Genomic DNA, 17665 nt, shown 5'->3' with positions numbered 1-17665 from the left:
GATCACCGATACGATCCGCCTCGTGCCAGAGGAGACCACGCGGGAGCCGGAACCCGGTCCGGTGACGCTGACCAGGGCGGAACGGGTCGTCCCGAGCTGGAACGAGCCCCTTGCGGCGGCGGTCACCAGACCACTCGGCGGCCCGCTCGGTGAGCACGCGGCGGTCGGCAGGCACTGGTTCTGGTCACCCCAGCGCGTCGGGCTGCTGCTGGCCACGCTGGCGCTGATGCTGTGCTGGTTCGGCAAGGGCTCCTGCATCCAGCAGTACCAGGACGCGAACGGCAACACCCAGCTCGACTGGCGGGCGGGCCGCCCGTTCGTCGCCATGTGCTACTCGGACATCGTGCCGCTCTACGGCTCCGAGCGGCTCGACCGACCGGGCACCTTCCCGTACTACACGTCGTGGCAGGAAAGCTCCCAGACCGCCGAGGACAACACCCGGTACATGGAGTACCCGGTGCTCACCGGGCTCTTCCAGTGGGTCAACGCGAAGCTCGCGGCGGGCTGGTACAACGTCGCCGAGTCCGGCTGGCTGCCCGGGGCGCTGCCGGTGGCGATCTACTTCGACATCACCGCGTTGTTCCTCGGGCTCGCCTGGCTCGTCACCGTCTGGGCGACCGGCCGGACGGTGAAACGCCGTCCGTGGGACATGGTCCTGGTCGCGATCTCGCCGCTGGTGCTGGTGCACGCCTTCACCAACTTCGACGCCATCGCGACCGCGTTCACCGCGACCGGCCTGCTCGCCTGGGCGCGCCGGCGCCCGGTGCTCGCCGGCGTCCTGCTCGGGCTGGGCGCGACGGCGAAGCTCTACCCGCTCCTCCTGCTCGGCGTGCTGTTCTTCCTGTGCCTGCGCGCGGGCAAGCTGACCCCGTTCTGGAAGACCGCGGGCGCCGCGATCCTGACGTGGCTGGCGGTGAACGTGCCGTTCATCCTCACCGCGACCCGCGGCTGGTGGGAGTTCTTCCGGATGAGCGCCCTGCGGCCGATGGACCCGGACTCGCTGTACAACGTCTTCTCGTACACCACCGGCTGGGCCGGGTTCGACGGTGTGCTGCAGAAGAACCAGACGCCGACGTACCTCAACATCACCGTCGCCGTGCTGTTCCTGGCCTGCTGCGCCGGGATCGCCTACCTCGCGCTCGCCGCGCCCCGGCGGCCGCGCGTCGGCCAGCTCGCGTTCCTCGTGGTGGCCGCGTTCCTGCTGACGAACAAGGTGTGGAGCCCGCAGTACTCGCTGTGGCTCGTCCCGCTGGCGGTGCTGGCGATCCCGCGCTGGCGGCTGCTGCTCGGCTGGATGCTGATCGACGCCGTCGTCTGGGTGCCGCGGATGTTCTACTACCTCGGCGTCGACCACAAGGGCCTGCCGGAGGGCTGGTTCCTGGGCACGGTCGTGGTCCGCGACCTCGCCGTGGCCGGGCTGTGCGTGCTCGTGGTCCGGGAGATCTACCGCCCGGCGACCGACCTGGTGCGGGCCGACGGCGACGACGACCCGGCCGGCGGCTTCCTCGACGGCGCCCGGGACGTGATCATCCCGAACGCCACCCGGCGCCGCCGGCGGGCCGTGGCCGTCTAGCCGAGCTGTTCGCGCAGGTAGGCGATGTCGGTGGCCTGACCGTCGGCCGGCGTCTCGACGACGACCGGGGCACCCGCCTCGCGGGCGACGGCGACCAGCACCTCGGGGTCGATCGTGCCCTCGCCCTCGACGACGTTGGCGTGCCGGTCGCGGGTCGAGCCGAACTCGTCGCGGGAGTTGTTGAGGTGCACCAGGTCGATCCGGCCGGTGATGGCCTTGACCTTTTCGACGGCGGTGGCCAGGTCCCAGCCCGCGGCGAACGCGTGGCAGGTGTCCAGGCAGAACCCGGCGCCGAACTCGCCGACCTTGTCCCACAGCCGGGCGATGACGTCGAGGTCGCGGGTGATCGCGTTCTCGCCGCCGGCGGTGTTCTCGATCAGGATCGGGACCTTGAAGCCACCCTTTTCCTGCTCGCGCTCGAACAGCTTGCGCCAGTTGTCCAGGCCCGCCTCGACGTCGTCGTTCGCGCCGACGTGCCCGCCGTGCACGATCAGGCCCTTGGCGCCGATCGCCGCGGCGCCGTCCGCGTGCTGGGTGACGTTCTTCCGGGAGGGAATCCGGATCCGGTTGTTCAGCGAAGCCACGTTGATCAGGTACGGCGAGTGGATGAACACCTCGACCGGGTCGGCCGCGATGGCTTCGCCGTGCGGGTGCGGCTTCGGGGCCTTCCAGCCCTGCGGGTCGGAGAGGAAGAACTGGACGACGTCGGCTTTGCGCTCGGCGACCGCGGTCAACGGGTCGTCGTCACGGACATGGGCGCCAATCAGCATGCCGAGCACGGTACTCCGGATCCCGTTTCCGGCCGGTGGGCCCGGTTGGTGACGCTCGTGGAGTACCGTGAGCGCGTTCCGTGATCCAGATTGGTCCGACTGCCGGAGGGCATGATGGGGAAGCACGTCGCCCGGATCACCGCACTGGGGTTCACGCTCGCGGCCTCGGCCGCGCTCGCGGCGCCGGCCGCCGCGGAGACCAACCCCACCCTCGGCGGGAGCTGCGAAGCCACGCTGCAGCAGGGTGGTTCGCCGGGCCTGACGCTCGACGCCGGCGCCCCGTTGAACGCCCCGAACCAGCTCACGGTCGGCCTCGACTCGAGCTCGCGGAACACGAACGGCTCGGCCCCCCTGCTCACGCTGCCCCTCGGCGACACGGTGAAGGCGCTCGGCATCGGCCGGGTACCGCTGGTCGGCGACGCGGCGGCGAAGGGCGTCTGCCCGGCCGCGCAGGGCACGGTCAACACGGTCGGCGGCCTGACGCAGGGCGTCGCCTCGCAGCTGCCGCCGCTGCCCCTGCCGCCGGGACCGAACCCGCCGCAGCCCGCGCCGCCCACCCCGCCCGGTCCGCCTGGTCCGACGCCGCCGAGCCCGGCGCCGAACCCGCCCGGCTCCAGCACCGGCCCGATCGTGACCGGTCCGGGGAACGCGGGCCTGCCGGGTGACGCGATCTCGGGCATCTACACCAACGCCGCACTGCTGCCGGGCAGCCTGGTCCAGGCGCCGGTGATCGCGCAGATCATCCCCGGCCAGCAGGTGCCGCCGACCGTCGACGCCCAGAAGTCGGGCACCGCGGAAGCCCTGCCCAGCATCACGCCGCCGGCGAAGCTGCCGATGCTGCTCGCGGTGCTGGCGCTGGCGATCGTCGCGGCCGCGCTGGTCCGCGCCTGGATCCGCCGCAGCCCCGCCTGACGCACGGTCACGGCCGCTTCCACCCGAATGCCGGACATTTCTGAGCGAGCGGGCGTCACCGAGCTGCCTTAGCGTCGTTGTACTGGGAAGTAGGCGACGACACCAGGGGCGGCGAGCATGCAGGATCGGACACGGAGGGCAACAGCGGTCGGCGCGGCGGCGGTCGTCCTCGCGGGTTCGGCCGTGCTCGGCATGCCCGGCACCGCCTCGGCGGACACGGTGACGGCCAAGTGCGGTGACACGGTCAGCGCCAAGCCCGGCGACACGATCAAGGCCACCACACCGCTGCTCGGCCTGCCGCTCAACCTCGGCGTGGTCACCGAAACCACGAAGGTGCTGACCGGGACGATCAACGCGGTCCTCGGCACGCTGTGCCAGGTCACCGTGAAGGTGGTGAACACCGTCGTCTCCCCGGTGCCGGTGGTCGGCGCCCCCGCGGCGAGCGCGATCAACCAGGGTGTCCAGGGCGTGACCGGCGGCACCCAGCAGGGCCTCCGCTCGCTCACCGGCGGCGGCCAGCCCGCCCCGCAGCAGCCCGGCGGCACGGGCGGGAACCCGCAGCAGCCGCCGGCTCAGGGCGGGACCGGGGGCGCGCCGCAGGGCGGCACCCCGGCGGGCACCACGCCGATCCCGGACGCGAACAGCCCCCTTCTGCCCGGCTTCGCCGGCAGCCCCGTGTTCGGCGGTTTCCCGTTCACCCTCGGCACGGGCTACGCCCCCATGCGCGACTACAGCGGCATCCCCTTCGCGACGGCCGGGCTGTTCACGCCGTCCCCGGCGATCCGGTACGGCAGCCAGATCCCGGGTTACGCGCCGCAGTACGGCCTCACCGGTCCGGACGGCGCGGCGGAGGGCAATTCCGGCGTCCAGACCGCGGGCCAGGCGGAAGCGCTACCCTCGGCAACGGACGGATTCACGAACGGGTCGAATCTGCCCTTGTTGATCGCGGTTTTGGCACTCTCCGGAGTCAGCGCGGGCCTCGTCCGCACGTGGGTGCTCCGCCGAATGGCCGCTGCGAATTGAGCCGACTGCCGAGTATCTTTCACGTATCTCGGTCGTTCATCCTGATGTTGTGTGCAACGACGCCCCCGTGATTTCCCTGGAGGACTGCTCGTGCGGAAGAGCTTGACCGTCACCGCCATCGCCGCGTTCATCGTCGGCGGCGCGTTCCTCTCAACGGGCACGGCTTCCGCCGCGACGACCCTGGTCAGCACCAGCTGCACGGGCTCGGTCACCGGGCAGATGGGCGACCAGGTGGCGATCGACGGCGCCTCGGTCAAGACGCTGGTCACCAACGGCGCGAACAACGCCGGCACCCTGGCGATCGGCAGCTGGGCGGGCGACTCCATCGCCAAGAACCACTCGATCCCGGTCGGCCAGGTGCCGAACGCCGCCGGCGGCGAGGTGACCGGGGCCGCGATCGGCAAGGCGGTGCGGACCGCCCTCGCCAATTCCGGCACGTGGGGCCTCGGGCTCGACTGGAACAAGACCCTGAACAGCGTGGAGAGCACGGTCGCCAAGGGCTGCGGCCTCACGCTGCTCGCCGGCAACTACGTGGCCCCCAGCACCCCGGCCCAGCAGAGCGGCGGCACGCAGGGCCGCGCCGACACCGCTCCCGGCGGCGCGTCCGGCAACCTCTCGAACCTGAACCCGGGCACCGCCGGCGGCACGGGCGGCAGCGCCCCGATGCGCGACTACAGCGGCATCCCCACGGCGACCGCCGGCACGGCCGTCGCCCCCGGGGTGCGCTACCCCGCGAACGGCACCCTGCCCGGTGACGCCTCCGCCCCGCAGGCGGGCCAGGGCGACCAGAGCGGCCAGAGCGGCCAGAGCGGTCAGGGCGCGGACATCCGCGACGCCGGCAACGCGCAGTCGCTGGCCTCGAACAGCGCGTCGAACGACGTGCAGCTGCCCATGCTGATCGCGGTGATCGTGCTCGCCGGGGTGACCGCCGGACTGGTCCGCACCTGGGTGCTCCGCCGGGCCGGCTGACCCCGCCGTCCGGCCCTGCCGGTACCCCCAGGTAGCCTTACCTGGACAAACCCTCCTGCCACGGACAGCCCGTGGCCGCGAGCCCATAGGAGGTGAGTGGTTGTGTCACGCCATTACGAGGTAATGGTCATCCTGGACCCCACGCTCGACGAGCGCACGGTCGCCCCCACGCTGGACAACTTCCTCAACGTGATCCGCACTTCGGGCGGTTCCGTGGAGAAGGTCGACGTCTGGGGCCGTCGTCGCCTCTCGTACGAGATCAAGAAGCACGCCGAGGGCATCTACGCCCTGCTGGACCTGAACTCCTCGGCCGACGCGGTCAAGGAGCTCGACCGGCAGCTGTCGCTGCAGGAGACCGTGCTCCGCACCAAGGTCATGCGTCGCGAGGTCAAGCGCGCCGCGGCCAAGCCCGCTGCCGCCAAGGCCTGAGCCCGAGGGGAACCCCGATGGCTGGAGACACCGTCATCACGGTGGTCGGCAACCTGACGTCCGACCCGGAGCTGCGCTTCACCCCGTCCGGTGCGGCGGTCGCGAACTTCACCGTCGCGTCCACCCCGCGCACCCTCGACCGGCAGTCCGGCGAGTGGAAGGACGGCGAGGCCCTCTTCCTGCGCTGCAACATCTGGCGGCAGGCGGCGGAGAACGTCGCCGAGTCCCTGACCCGCGGCGCCCGCGTCGTCGTGCAGGGCCGCCTCAAGCAGCGGTCGTTCGAGACGAAGGAAGGCGAGAAGCGGACCGTCGTCGAGCTCGAGGTCGACGAGATCGGCCCCTCGCTGCGCTACGCCACGGCCAAGGTCAACAAGGTCAGCCGCGGTGGCGGCGGTGACTTCGGCGGCGGCGGTGGCGGCGGTGGGAACCGCGGCGGCGGTGGCGGCGGCATGCCGGCCGACGACCCGTGGGGTTCCGCACCGGCCGCGAGCAGCGGTGGCGGCGGCTTCTCGGACGAACCCCCCTTCTGATCTCGTACACATCCACAAAGATTTGAATTACCAGGAGTAGACAGTGGCCAAGCCACCCATCCGCAAGCCCAAGAAGAAGGTCTGCGTGTTCTGCAAGGCCGAGAAGAAGGGCCGCCCGGAACTGATCGACTACAAGGACACCAACCTGCTGCGGAAGTACATCTCCGACCGCGGCAAGATCCGTGCCCGTCGCGTCACCGGCAACTGCAGCCAGCACCAGCGTGACATCGCCATCGCGGTCAAGAACTCCCGCGAGATGGCGCTGCTGCCCTACACCTCGACCGCGCGCTAAGGGAGGGCACCGAAATGGCGAAGATCATCCTCACCACGGACGTGGCCAACCTGGGCGGCCCCGGCGACATCGTCGAGGTCAAGGACGGCTACGCGCGCAACTACCTGCTCCCGCGGGGCTACGCGATCGTGGCCTCCAAGGGCGCGGAGAAGAACGTCCGCACGATCCAGCGCGCGCAGGAGAGCCGTCGCATCCGCGACCTCGACCACGCCAAGGAGATCAAGGCGACGCTGGAGGGCCTCGGCGCCATCCAGCTGACCGGCAAGGCGGCCGCGGGCTCGAAGAAGCTCTTCGGTTCGATCACCGCCGGCGAGATCGTCGACGCGATCAAGGCGGCCGGTGGCCCGTTGCTCGACAAGCGCGTCATCGAGCTGCGCGACCACATCAAGACCGTGGGCAAGCACTCGGTCGGCGCCCGGCTGCACCCGGACGTCAAGGTCGACGTGCGGCTCGAGGTCAAGGCCGTCGCGCAGTAAGGCAGTAACGTCGTGAGAAGGCGGGTCACCCCTGGCGGGTGGCCCGCCTTCACGCTTTCCGGGGAACCTCGGACACCGCGGCGGCGTCGGAGGAGAATGGGCGAGGACGCGAAGGGGATGGGATCGCATGGCTAACGAGGTCAACATGTCCGCGCCGGCCGGTGGCGGCGGCTTCACGTTCGACGCCGACAAGATCGACGGCGTCATCAAGAAGTGGCAGGACCTGCAGGCCGACCTGAAGCGCGACTACGCCGACGCCAACCTGATGGCGAACGTGAAGGCGCCCGGCAAGGAGTTCGCCAGCGGCGACTGGGAGAAGCTCGCGAACCCGTCCGGCAAGGCGTTCCTCGAGCAGAACCAGAAGATGCAGGACTACGTCAAGAACTACATCGAGGCGCTGACCGCCGCGAAGCAGAAGATCACCACCAAGGAGTCGGACGCCTACACCGACCTTTCGAAGCAGGGGAACCAGGCCACGTGAACCGACGACTCCTCGCCGTTCCCGCGCTGGCCTGCGCCGTGCTCGCGCTCGCCGGCTGCGGCGGCAAGACCCGCGGCACCGCCAACCCGGCGCCGTCGACGGCCGAATCGGGCAGCGAGACCACCCGGTCCACCGCCGACACCGCGCCGCGGGTGCCGAGCCCGTTGAACACCGCGTCGATCACCTCGGACGCCTGCGCGACGATGAACGCGTCCGGGCGCTCCTCGCTCGGCCTCGGTGAAGGCCGGTCGCGGTCCACGGGCAACGGCCCGAGCTGCACGTTCCAGGAAGCCGCCGACCCGGGCAACCAGATCGACGTGACCACGGTGACGGCGAACAAGAACGGCCTGCAGGACGTCTACGACACCAAGGCGAACGACGCCTACTGGGGCGAAACCCAGGCCTACGGCTACCCGGGCGTCTACGCCGCCGCGGTGGACGACCGCAAGAACGGCAAGTGCGGCCTGTTCGTCGCGGTGACCGACCAGCTCGTGGTCAACATCCTGGTCCAGTACGACAACGGCGCCGGCGCCTCGGACCCGTGCTCCGTGGCGATGAAGTTCGGCGAGTCGATGATCCGCACCCTGGGAGGCTGAGATGCTGGAGCTGGTGCTCCTGGGCGGTTTCGCCGCCTACAACATGGCGACGACGCATTCGGACGACCACACGTCGGTGCAGGGCGACCGCAAGATCGACTGCTACGACATCTGGGAGAAGATCACCACCGGTCCCGGAGCAGGCTCGATCGAAAGCGGGCAGTCCGCGGCGAGCCGGCTGAAGGGCGCCTACGCCGAACGCCTCGGCACGATCGACGCCCTCGCCAAGGAGATGGACGCGGCCTGGACCGGCGGCGGTGCCGAAGCGGCGCAGCAGGCCGGCGCCCACCCGCTGCGGGTGTGGATGGAGGACTCCGGCACCAAGCTCACCGACTCCGACAAGTACCTCGGCGAGCAGCACAACGCCTTCACCACGGTGCACGCGCAGGTGCAGCAGGTGCCGAAGGAGCCGCCGAAGAACAACCTGCTCAACGCGATGACGCCGTGGACGACCGACACCGACCGGGCGATCCGCGACTACAACAGCAAGGGCCAGGCCAACGTCGACGCCTTCAACACCTACTACAAGGCGAGCAACGACAACGGCCAGAAGATGCCGACGTACTCCGCGCTGAAGGGCCAGCAGGAGAACGTCAACGTCGACGGCGGCCAGAACGGCAAGAAGAAGCCGGGCGACGACGGCCGCGGCAACGGGAACAACGGCACCGGGAACCCCAACGGCACCGGCTCGGTCCCCGGGGTGAACATGCCGGGCCCCGGCAGCGTCCCGTCCTTCCCCGGCCAGCCGAACACCCCGGGCGGCAGCTTCGACCCGGGCAAGGTGCCGGGCTTCGACCCGGCGAAGCCGCCGAACTTCGACCCCTCGCAGATCCCGGGCGGGACCTACGACCCGTCCAAGATCCCCGGCGCGGGCACCTACACCCCGCCGAACTTCGGCGACGGCACCCACTCGTCGGGGTTCACCCCGCCGAAGATCCCCGGGGCCGGCGGGTTCGGTCCCGGCGGCGGCGCGGGCGGCGCGGGCGACTTCTCCATCCCGGGTGGCGGCTTCGGGCCCGGCGGCTCGGGCGGGATCGGCGACCCGTCGGCCGGCTTCGGGCCGGGCGGTGTGGGCTTCGGGCCCGGCGGCTCGACCGGGGCCATGCCCGGCGGCGGGGACGCGGCCGGCGCCGGCCGGGGCGGCGCGGGTGCCGGCGGCGCGATGGGCGGCGCGGCGGCGGGTCGCGCGGGTGCCTCCGGGATGGGTGGCATGGGCGGCATGCACCCCGGCGGCGCCAAGGGCCAGGGCGGCGGCGACGAGGAACGCACGTCGAAGTACCTGCTCGGCGACGACCCGAACGACATCTTCGGGACCGACGAGCTCACCGCACCGCCGGTCATCGGCGAGTAGCGCACGCGGGCCCGCCGGGCGCGTGCCAAGATGGGCGCGCCCGGCGTTTCCCGTGATCACCGGGTTCATCGAGGTCGATTTCTTACTGGGGGCAAGCGCGGTGCTGGACAGGCAGGTCACCATTTCGACCGGCACCCTGATCAACCTGATCCGGCGCCGGGGCGGCGAGCCGCACACGGTGCTGTCCGAGACGCCGACCTGGTACAGCGACGAGGCCCAGCGCGCCGAGGACGAGCAGACCAACGCCGAGCTCGCCAAGGCCGGGCTGTTCGGCCCGCGCGGCATGCACCCCGGGTTCGTCGCGACGATCGAAGCGATCGCCCGGCCGCAGCTGGAGTACTACGGCTGGATCGACGGCGGGTTCCAGGGCAAGCCGGTGAGCTACCGGCTGCTCGCGGGCAGCGCCGGCGGCGAGGCGTTCGTGCTGGCCAAGCACGAGGAGCTGGACGCCGTCGTGCTGGAGTCGTCGCGGCCCGGCGAGCTGCTCGACGACTTCCTCGGCCAGATCCCGAAGCTGGCGCCGGGCCGCGGGACGCCGCTCGCAGTGCCGAAGAGCCGGCTCGAGGGGACCGCCCGTGGCGACGACGGCGGGTTCGCGGTGCTCCGCAGCGACCGCCCGGCCGAGGGTTCGCAGGAGGTCGAGGAGCTCCGCCGGATCCTCGCGTTGCGCCGGATGGGGAGCGGCAGCCTCTACGTCGCGGCCCGCAGCCGCACCGGCGCGCGGCACCGGATCGAACGCCCGGTGAACTACATCGATACCTCGGAAGGCCGCTGGCTGACCGAGGAGGTTCCGGGACGTGGCGAGAACCGGATCGCCTTCACCCCGGCCGACCAGCGCGTTCTCGCCGACCGGTTACGCAGCGCACAGGGCCGGCTCACTGCGGCCTGAGTGACGGGCCGTTCAGCCCACCGGGTTACGCGTCTACCCTCCGTGATTTTCATCCACAGGCCGCGCGGTCCAATGGGTCCGAGCTGGTCCACGACACGCCGAAGAACGGACTTCCCGCGACACGCCGGACGAGTTTTCCGCGAGTTCTCCACACCTTGTACACAGCCTTTGACCAGCGGATTCACCAAAGCCGATCACGCTTGTCCCCAACTTGTCCACAGCTCTTGCGGCACCTGTGATTGGTTACCCCCGTTCATCCCCAGGTTGTCCACAGATGGGTCCCCACCCTGAATTGCCATCGGCCTTCCGGGGGATCTAGCGTGCCCGCTCGGGCCTGTACTCACGGTGGCGCTCCGCGTGTCTGCGGCAGCCGGCCGGCGTTGTCGCCGATCATCGGGGGACGAGGTCCGGGCGGCCGGCTGCACGAGCACCGGCCACGTGCTTCGAGAGCGAAGATCCGGCATAATCGAACGGGTGTTCGACACGATGAGGAGGTGTCCGGGGCGGTGGCTCTGACCGACGACCGCAGTCCGATGTATGCGGAGGAAGACCCGGGGCCGAGCGACCCCGGTACGGGTGGTTTCGACCGCCAGCCGCCGCAGGACATCCCGGCCGAGCAGTCCGTGCTCGGCGGCATGCTGCTGTCGAAGGACGCGGTCGCCGACGTCATCGAGGCGCTCGGCCCCGACGACTTCTACAAGCCGGCGCACCAGGCGATCTACGACTGCATCCTCGACCTCTACGGTCGCGGCGAGCCGGCCGACCCGATCACGGTGTCGGCCGAGCTGGAGCGGCGCGGGGAGCTGGGCCGCGTCGGCGGCGCGCCCTACCTGCACACGCTGATCGCGACGGTGCCGACCGCGGCGAACGCGGGCTACTACGCGGAAATCGTCTCGGAGAAGGCGGTGCTGCGCCGGCTCGTCGAGGCGGGCACCCGGATCGTGCAGTACGGCTACGGCGCGGCGGCGGGCGACGGCGCGAACATCGACGAGGTCGTCGACCGCGCGCAGGCCGCGATCTACGACGTCACCGAGCGGCGGACCAGCGAGGACTACGTCGCGCTGGAAGAGCTGCTGCAGCCGACGATGGACGAGATCGACGCGATCGCTTCGCGCGGCGGCCAGTCCCAGGGCATCCCGACCGGGTTCGCCGACTTCGACGAGCTGACCAACGGCCTGCACCCCGGGCAGATGATCATCGTCGCCGCCCGCCCCGGTGTCGGCAAGTCGACCCTCGGCCTGGACTTCGCGCGTTCGGCGTCGATCCGGCACGGCCTGACCAGCGTCATCTTCTCGCTGGAAATGAGCCGCACCGAAATCGTCATGCGCATGCTGTCGGCCGAGGCCAAGATCCGCCTCGCCGACATGCGCGGCGGCAAGATGTCGGACGACGACTGGACGCGGCTGGCCCGCCGGATGAGCGAGGTCTCCGAGGCACCGCTGTTCGTCGACGACTCGCCGAACATGACGATGATGGAGATCCGCGCGAAGGCCCGGCGGCTCAAGCAGCGCCACGACCTCAAGCTCGTCGTCCTCGACTACCTCCAGCTCATGACGTCCGGCAAGCGCGTCGAGTCCCGGCAGCAGGAAGTCTCGGAGTTCTCCCGGCAGATGAAGCTGCTGGCGAAGGAGATCGAGGTCCCGGTGATCGCGATCAGCCAGCTGAACCGTGGTCCGGAACAGCGCACGGACAAGCGCCCGATGCTGTCCGACCTGCGTGAGTCCGGCTCCCTGGAGCAGGACGCCGACCTCGTCATCCTGGTCAACCGCCCGGACGCCTGGGAGCGCGACGACCCGCGAGCGGGCGAGGCCGACCTGATCATCGCGAAGCACCGCGCCGGCCCGACGGCGACGATCACCGTCGCGCACCAGCTGCACTACAGCCGCTTCGTCGACCTCTCGCACGACTAGGGCTCAGCCGAGGGCGCTGTACCCGCGGACGAACGCCGCGAGGAGCCGGCCGAACGTCTCCCGGTCCTCCTCCGGCCAGTCCGCCATGACCTCGGCGAACACCCCGCGGCGAAAGGCGTGCATCTCCTCGAGGTGGGCCTGGCCGGCCTCGGTCGGCACGAGCACCGCACGCCGTCCGTCGCGCTGATCGGCTTCGCGGCGCAGCAATCCCTGGTCGACCGCGCGCGCCACGAGGCGGCTGGCGCGTGGCTGGTCGACGCCCATCGCCGCGCTCAAGGCCGTCACCGTGCCGGGTTCTCCGCGCTCGGCGAGCTCTTCGACGACGTCGAGCAGCTCGAACACCGGGTCGTGCGCGCCGCGGCCCCGCGCCTTGCCGATCCGGCTCAGCGCCCGCCGTTGCTGGCTGCGGCGGATCGCGATCATCGCGCGCTCGACGTCGGCCACGGCGTCCGTCATGGTTGCTCCACCTCCGAACTGCATGTACTTTTACATGTAGTTGTTCATTGACATACCGGAGTACTCATGAAACCCCTCGGCTGGTGGCTGCGCCACCTCCACGAGCTCCTCGAATCCTCCATGGCCCAAATCCTCGACGCGGAGTCGCTGACCCGCCGGCACTGGCAGGTACTCAACACGATCGCCCTCGGCGCCCGCACGCCGGAGCAGGTCGACGCGGCCATGGCGCCGTTCGTCACCGGCGAGGGCTCGATGGCCCCGAAGGTGGCCGACCTGCGCACCCGCGGCTGGGTCGCCGACGACGGCGCCTTGACCGCCGACGGCCGCGAAGCGCACGCCCGCGTCGAAGCACGCATCAAGGAGTTCCGCGCGACGTCCATGGCGGGCATCAGCGACGACGACTACCGCATCACGCTGCGGACGCTGGAGCGGTGCGCCGCCAACCTCGAAGCCGCCTGAGGAATATCCCGGGACTCCTCGACGTCAGGTACTCTAGTAGTTGAACTTTCAATCACTGGAGCCGTCGATGACCCGCACCCCGGTCCTCTACCTCAGCCACGGAGCGCCGCCGCTCGCCGACGACGCCACGTGGACCCGCCAGCTCGCCGGCTGGTCGGCCGACCTGCCGACGCCCCGCGCGATCCTGATCGTGTCGGCGCACTGGGAGGAAGCGCCGCTGACCATCGGCGCGACGACGACCGTGCCGCTCGTGTACGACTTCTGGGGCTTCCCCGAGCGCTACTACCAGGTGCGGTACGCGGCTCCGGGCGCCCCGGAACTCGCGGCCAAGGTCCGGAAGCTGCTCCACTCGACCGAAACGCCGGTGCACGACGCCCCGGAGCGGGGCCTGGACCACGGCGCCTACGTGCCGCTGGTCGAGATGTTCCCGGCCGCCGACATCCCGGTGCTGCAGGTTTCGATGCCCTCGCTCGACCCGCAGGAGCTATTCGACCTCGGCCGCAAGCTCGCGCCGCTGCGCGACGAAGGCGTGCTGATCATCGGCAGCGGCTTCTTCACCCACAACCTGAGCGGCATGGCCCGCGCCACCGACGGGACGCCGCCGGCGTGGTCGGCCGAGTTCGACCACTGGGGCGACGAGGTCCTGCGCAGCGGGGACGTCGACACGCTGCTCGACTTCCGGCACAAGGCCCCGGCGGCGGCGCTCGCGCACCCGCGGATCGAGCACTTCGCGCCGCTGTTCGTCTCCCTCGGCGCCACCACGGACGAGGGCTCCGGCCGCACGGTGATCGACGGCTTCTGGCACGGCCTGGCGAAGCGTTCCCTCCAGTTCTCCTGATCGGCCCGGAGACGCAAGCGAGCCCCAGGAGCCGGGTGGCTCCTGGGGCTCGTCGTCTCCAGGGAAGGAGAGCTATTCGGTGTTCGCGGGAGGCCCGCGTCCGCGGTCCGTCGCCGGAGCGCTCCATGCGAGGTCACCCTCGCGGCGCGGTGGAGCGCCGGGCGGCGTGATCGCGGGGATCGTGGGCCGGCGGGCTCTCGGGAGAACCCGCCGGCTTCACCGCACTACTTGCGCTTGACCAGGCCCATCAGCTTCGCGAGGAAGCCAGTGGAGTCCAGGCCCGACATCGCCGGCACCTGCGGGGTGCTGTCCAGCACCGGCAGCTTGGCGTTCACCGGCACGGCCGGGGCGACGGGCAGCGCCGTCGGCAGGACGGCCGGGACCTCCAGCGGCAGCGCCGGCGCCGCGACGGGCAGGCCGGTGGCCGGCACGTCCGCACGCTCGGTGCCGTGGCCCGCGAGCGAGCCCAGCGACGACAGGCCGTTCACCGCGGGCAGCGCGGTGGGCAGGGCCGGCAGGGCCGGCTTCGGCAGCGCCGGAACGCCACCCAGGGCCGGCAGCGCCGGGGCGGCGATGGGCAGGCCCGCGGCCGGCACGTCGGCCCGCTCGGTGCCGTGGCCGCCCAGGGTGCCCAGCGACGCCAGGCCGTTCACCGGCAGCGCCGGGACGGTCGGCTTCGGCAGGGCCGGCTTCGGCAGCGCCGGGGCCGGCAGGGTCGAGACACCCGACAGCGGGCTGGTCACCGACGGCACGTCGGCGCGCTGGGTGGCCAGCGGAGCCGCGACCGGCAGCGCGGGCAGGCCCTGGGTGGGCAGCCCGGCGGTCGGCAGGTTGCTGGCCAGGCCGGTCACCGTCGGCAGCCCGCTCATGGGCAGACCCTGGGTGGGGAGGCCCTCGGTGGACAGGTTGCTGGTCTGCAGCGCGCCGGTCAGCCCGTCGAGCGAGGGCAGACCGCCGACCAGGCCGGCCACCGGCAGCTTGCCGGACAGGCCGTCCACCGACGGCAGGCCGCCCTGGGTGGGCAGGCCGCTGCGGAGCGCGGCCAGCGACGGCAGCTCGTCCGCCGCCAGCTCCGAACCCTCGGCCGGGAACGCGATGGGGTCCGCGGCCTCGTCGTCGATGCTGGTCATGTCCGTCGCGTGCGCGGTGGCGACCCCGAGCAGCTCGAGCGGCACGCCGAAGATCTGCACCGGGAGCGCGAACGCGTGGTAGGCGTTGATGCCCGACAGCGCGGACTGGTCGCCGGCGGTGACGGCCTTGCCACCGTTGTCCGTGGTCAGCGTGTTGTCGCCGATGGCGTGCGCCACGCCGCCCACGGTCACCGCGTCGCCGAACAGCTGCGCGATCGCGGTCACCGGCAGGTCGAGGATGTTGCCCGAGATCGCGCCTTCGACACCGGAGGTGGTGTCGTCGCCCGCGTTCTCGACCTCGGTCATGTTGATGCCGGCGCCCTTGGCGACGCCCGCCACGCTGGCGGCGTCCCCGAAGACCTGCGCCACCGCGAGGGGGTCGACGCCGACGATGTTGCCGGCCACGCTGCCGCGGTCGCCACTGGTGGTGGCGTCGCCGCCCGCCTCCGACTCGACGTCGTTGGTGCCCTTGCCGGTGCCCAGCGCGGCCGCGGCGATCCCGTCGCCGAAGACCGAGCCGGCGCCCGCGATCGGGGCCTTGACGATGTTGCCGGTCAGCGCGCCGTCGCGGCCGTCGGTCACGGCGTCGCCGCCCGCCGTCGCGTCGGTGATGTTGTCGTTCTCGCCGGTGCCGATGCCGCCGAGGGCGCCACCGACGCCCATCGCCTGCACGGGCAGCGCGACCGGGGCCTCGACGATGTTGCCCGCGCCGGCACCCGCCGGGCCGTGGGCCTTGACGTCGCCGCCCGCGTTGGACGTCGTGTCGGTCGAGCCCTTGCCGTGGCCCTGGCCGATCAAGGCGCCACCGATGTTGGCCGCCTGCACCGGGGTCGACAGCGGGACGGTGCCCAGGTTCGAGCTCAGGAAGCCGCCGTCGTCCACGGTGCTGCCACCGCCGCCGCCGGAGACGACCTTGGTCTCGTCGGCCGCGCCGGAGCCCTGGCCGATGAACGAGCCACCGATGCCGAAGACCTCGGCGGGCAGGCCCACCGGGACCTGGACGACGTTGCCCGAGCCGGACGAGTTGGCGCCCTGGGTGCCGTCGTACGCCCCGGCGGTGACCGTCTTGTCCTCGGTCGCCGTGCCGGTCGCGTTGCCGATGTGGCTGCCGCCGATGCCGAAGACCTCGGGCGCGCCCGCGGCCTGGGTGTTGACGATGTTGCCGCCGAGGAAGGCGCCGTTGCCCTTGGTGTAGCTGCCGTTGCCGGCGTTGGCGTCGGTCGTGTTGTCGTGGACCGCGTTCGCCTGGCCGATGTACGTGCCACCGATGCCGAAGGCCTCGACCGGCAGCGCGACCGACGGGTTGAGGACGTTGCCCGACCCGCTGGAGTCGTCACCGGTGGTCTTGACGAAGCCACCCGAGTCGACAGTGCTGGAGGAACTGCCGGCGCAGGGGATGCCCGCCGAGGCGTTGCCGATCCACGAGCCCGCGACGCCCGCGACGTTCGCGATCGGGGAGAGCGAGGCCGCCCCGCCGTTGCCGGACAGGAACGAGTCGTCGCCGCTGGTCTCGAGGTAGGTCGGGATGCCCAGGCTGCCCTTGCGGGTGGCCCCGGCCGTGGCGTCGGCGGAGGTGTTGCAGCCGTCGGAGTTCGACAGCGAGCCCCACACCGCACCGGAGTTGCAGTTGAACTTGACCGGCAGGGCGATCGGCGCGCCGATCACGTTGCCCGACCCGGAGGCCTGGTCGCCGGAGCTCAGCAGCGAACCACCGGAGGTGGCGACGGTGTCGGCCGAGTAGCCGTGGCTCTGCCCGTTGCCGAGCAGGTAGGAAGCGGCGTTGCCGGTGACCTGCACCGGAGTGGCGAACTGGCCCGCCACCACGTTGCCGGAGAGCGCGGAGCCGTCGCCGGTGGTGTCGACGTCCCCGGTCTCGGTGGTGCTCTGGCTGGCCGATCCGCCGGTCACGCGGCCGGTGCCGCCGGCGACCCCGCCGCCGTTGCCGGCGATCTGGACGGGGAGCGCCCAGTCGAGGACGACGACGTTGCCCGCGAGGCTGGAGTCCTTGCCGGTCGTCTTGACGTCCTGGTCGTGCGTCCACGTCTGCGAGTGGTCGCCGCCCTGGACGTGCGCGTCGCCGATCACGCCGATGGCGTTGTCGACGATCTGGATCGGGACGACGAGGTCACCCGTGACCTTGTTGCCCTTGAGGTTGTTGTGGCTCGGCGTGAACTTGCCGCCGAGGGTGCTCTCGTTGATCGGGCTCGCGTCGTCGAACTGCTTCGCAGCCTCGTTCGCGGCCTGGGTGACCGGCTTGGTGCTCAGCTCCGTCTGCCCGGCGGGCAGGTCCAGCTGGCCGAAGGGGGTGCCGACCGCGTTGTTGGACTCCTGGATCGGAGCCGTGACGTTCAGGTCGAGCGGCGAGGCAGGGGTGTCAGGGTTGACGTTCTCGTCAGCCGAGGCGATGCCGGTGCCCAGCATCAGCAACCCACCCGTGACAAATGCGGTCTGGAGTCCGCGCTTTGCCCACGTCTGCATGGGGTTTTTCTCCTTTATTTCGGGTTCCCTTGCGGGTTCATAGGGGTGCGCTCGTCGAATCGGAAAGGTCCGAGCCGCACCAGGGGGAGGTGGAACTTCGTGC

The 17665-nt window shown here is 71.3% G+C and carries 18 protein-coding genes; 15 read left to right on the top strand and 3 right to left on the bottom strand.

Going from position 1 to position 17665, the window contains the following annotated elements; genetic code table 11:
- Nucleotides 1-22 precede the first annotated feature (22 nt).
- Nucleotides 23-1573 carry a glycosyltransferase 87 family protein gene (locus tag H5965_RS06735; protein ID WP_310968409.1) on the top strand — a complete coding sequence of 517 codons (1551 nt, stop codon included), beginning with the start codon at nucleotides 23-25 and terminating at the stop codon, nucleotides 1571-1573.
- On the opposite strand, the gene H5965_RS06730 is transcribed toward H5965_RS06735, so the two are convergent.
- Nucleotides 1570-2343, bottom strand: coding sequence for a deoxyribonuclease IV (locus H5965_RS06730; protein ID WP_310968408.1), 774 nt, complete (start codon nucleotides 2341-2343; stop codon nucleotides 1570-1572). The genes H5965_RS06735 and H5965_RS06730 overlap by 4 nt on opposite strands.
- Before the next feature lie 114 nt (nucleotides 2344-2457).
- On the opposite strand from H5965_RS06730, the gene H5965_RS06725 reads away from it, so the two are divergent.
- The 12 genes from H5965_RS06725 to dnaB all read left to right on the top strand — a co-directional run bounded on the left by H5965_RS06725 (nucleotide 2458) and on the right by dnaB (nucleotide 12201).
- Nucleotides 2458-3255, top strand: a complete 798-nt coding sequence (locus H5965_RS06725; protein WP_310968407.1) for a hypothetical protein — start codon at nucleotides 2458-2460, stop codon at nucleotides 3253-3255.
- A 117-nt stretch (nucleotides 3256-3372) separates the two neighbouring features.
- Nucleotides 3373-4278: a hypothetical protein gene (locus H5965_RS06720; protein ID WP_310968406.1), complete on the top strand. Its 906-nt coding sequence runs from the start codon at nucleotides 3373-3375 to the stop codon at nucleotides 4276-4278.
- A gap of 84 nt (nucleotides 4279-4362) precedes the next feature.
- Nucleotides 4363-5247: a hypothetical protein gene (locus H5965_RS06715; protein WP_310968518.1), complete on the top strand. Its 885-nt coding sequence runs from the start codon at nucleotides 4363-4365 to the stop codon at nucleotides 5245-5247.
- Nucleotides 5248-5349: 102 nt separating this feature from the next.
- The gene (gene rpsF, locus H5965_RS06710) at nucleotides 5350-5676 is read left to right on the top strand and encodes a 30S ribosomal protein S6 (RefSeq protein ID WP_200876551.1); all 327 of its coding nucleotides are present in this window, start codon (nucleotides 5350-5352) and stop codon (nucleotides 5674-5676) included.
- Between the two features lie 17 nt (nucleotides 5677-5693).
- Nucleotides 5694-6206 carry a single-stranded DNA-binding protein gene (locus tag H5965_RS06705; RefSeq protein ID WP_043787121.1) on the top strand — a complete coding sequence of 171 codons (513 nt, stop codon included), beginning with the start codon at nucleotides 5694-5696 and terminating at the stop codon, nucleotides 6204-6206.
- Between the two features lie 43 nt (nucleotides 6207-6249).
- Nucleotides 6250-6498 (top strand): 30S ribosomal protein S18, encoded by a 249-nt coding sequence (gene rpsR, locus H5965_RS06700; protein WP_003098744.1) that lies wholly within the window; start codon nucleotides 6250-6252, stop codon nucleotides 6496-6498.
- A 14-nt stretch (nucleotides 6499-6512) separates the two neighbouring features.
- Nucleotides 6513-6974: a 50S ribosomal protein L9 gene (gene rplI, locus H5965_RS06695; protein ID WP_310968405.1), complete on the top strand. Its 462-nt coding sequence runs from the start codon at nucleotides 6513-6515 to the stop codon at nucleotides 6972-6974.
- Between the two features lie 127 nt (nucleotides 6975-7101).
- Nucleotides 7102-7455, top strand: a complete 354-nt coding sequence (locus tag H5965_RS06690; RefSeq protein WP_310968404.1) for a hypothetical protein — start codon at nucleotides 7102-7104, stop codon at nucleotides 7453-7455.
- A complete protein-coding gene (locus H5965_RS06685; RefSeq protein ID WP_310968403.1) occupies nucleotides 7452-8051 on the top strand; it encodes a DUF3558 domain-containing protein in 600 nt (199 codons plus the stop codon). The genes H5965_RS06690 and H5965_RS06685 overlap by 4 nt, the downstream gene beginning before the upstream one ends.
- Before the next feature lies 1 nt (nucleotide 8052).
- Complete coding sequence (locus tag H5965_RS06680) at nucleotides 8053-9402, top strand: hypothetical protein (RefSeq protein ID WP_310968402.1); 1350 nt, start codon at nucleotides 8053-8055, stop codon at nucleotides 9400-9402.
- 100 nt (nucleotides 9403-9502) lie between these two features.
- On the top strand, nucleotides 9503-10291 hold the full coding sequence (locus H5965_RS06675) for an ESX secretion-associated protein EspG (RefSeq protein WP_310968401.1): 789 nt from the start codon (nucleotides 9503-9505) through the stop codon (nucleotides 10289-10291).
- 506 nt (nucleotides 10292-10797) lie between these two features.
- A complete protein-coding gene (dnaB, locus tag H5965_RS06670) occupies nucleotides 10798-12201 on the top strand; it encodes a replicative DNA helicase (RefSeq protein WP_310968400.1) in 1404 nt (467 codons plus the stop codon).
- A gap of 3 nt (nucleotides 12202-12204) precedes the next feature.
- Here dnaB and H5965_RS06665 read toward each other — a convergent pair whose 3' ends face one another.
- The gene (locus H5965_RS06665) at nucleotides 12205-12657 is read right to left on the bottom strand and encodes a MarR family winged helix-turn-helix transcriptional regulator (protein WP_310968399.1); all 453 of its coding nucleotides are present in this window, start codon (nucleotides 12655-12657) and stop codon (nucleotides 12205-12207) included.
- A 66-nt stretch (nucleotides 12658-12723) separates the two neighbouring features.
- Here H5965_RS06665 and H5965_RS06660 point away from each other — a divergent pair, with 66 nt between their 5' ends.
- Both H5965_RS06660 and H5965_RS06655 read left to right on the top strand, forming a co-directional pair.
- The gene (locus H5965_RS06660; protein WP_310968398.1) at nucleotides 12724-13116 is read left to right on the top strand and encodes a MarR family winged helix-turn-helix transcriptional regulator; all 393 of its coding nucleotides are present in this window, start codon (nucleotides 12724-12726) and stop codon (nucleotides 13114-13116) included.
- 67 nt (nucleotides 13117-13183) lie between these two features.
- Complete coding sequence (locus tag H5965_RS06655; RefSeq protein ID WP_310968397.1) at nucleotides 13184-13954, top strand: class III extradiol ring-cleavage dioxygenase; 771 nt, start codon at nucleotides 13184-13186, stop codon at nucleotides 13952-13954.
- 224 nt (nucleotides 13955-14178) lie between these two features.
- Here the strand turns inward: H5965_RS06655 and H5965_RS06650 are convergent, their stop codons facing one another.
- Complete coding sequence (locus H5965_RS06650) at nucleotides 14179-17562, bottom strand: PE-PGRS family protein (RefSeq protein WP_310968396.1); 3384 nt, start codon at nucleotides 17560-17562, stop codon at nucleotides 14179-14181.
- Nucleotides 17563-17665: the final 103 nt, after the last annotated feature.

Source organism: Amycolatopsis sp. 505 (genome assembly GCF_031625235.1).
Taxonomy (GTDB): Bacteria; Actinomycetota; Actinomycetes; order Mycobacteriales; family Pseudonocardiaceae; genus Amycolatopsis.
The sequence above is the reverse complement of the archived record's forward strand: the minus strand, read 5'-3'. Positions and strand labels throughout refer to the sequence as shown.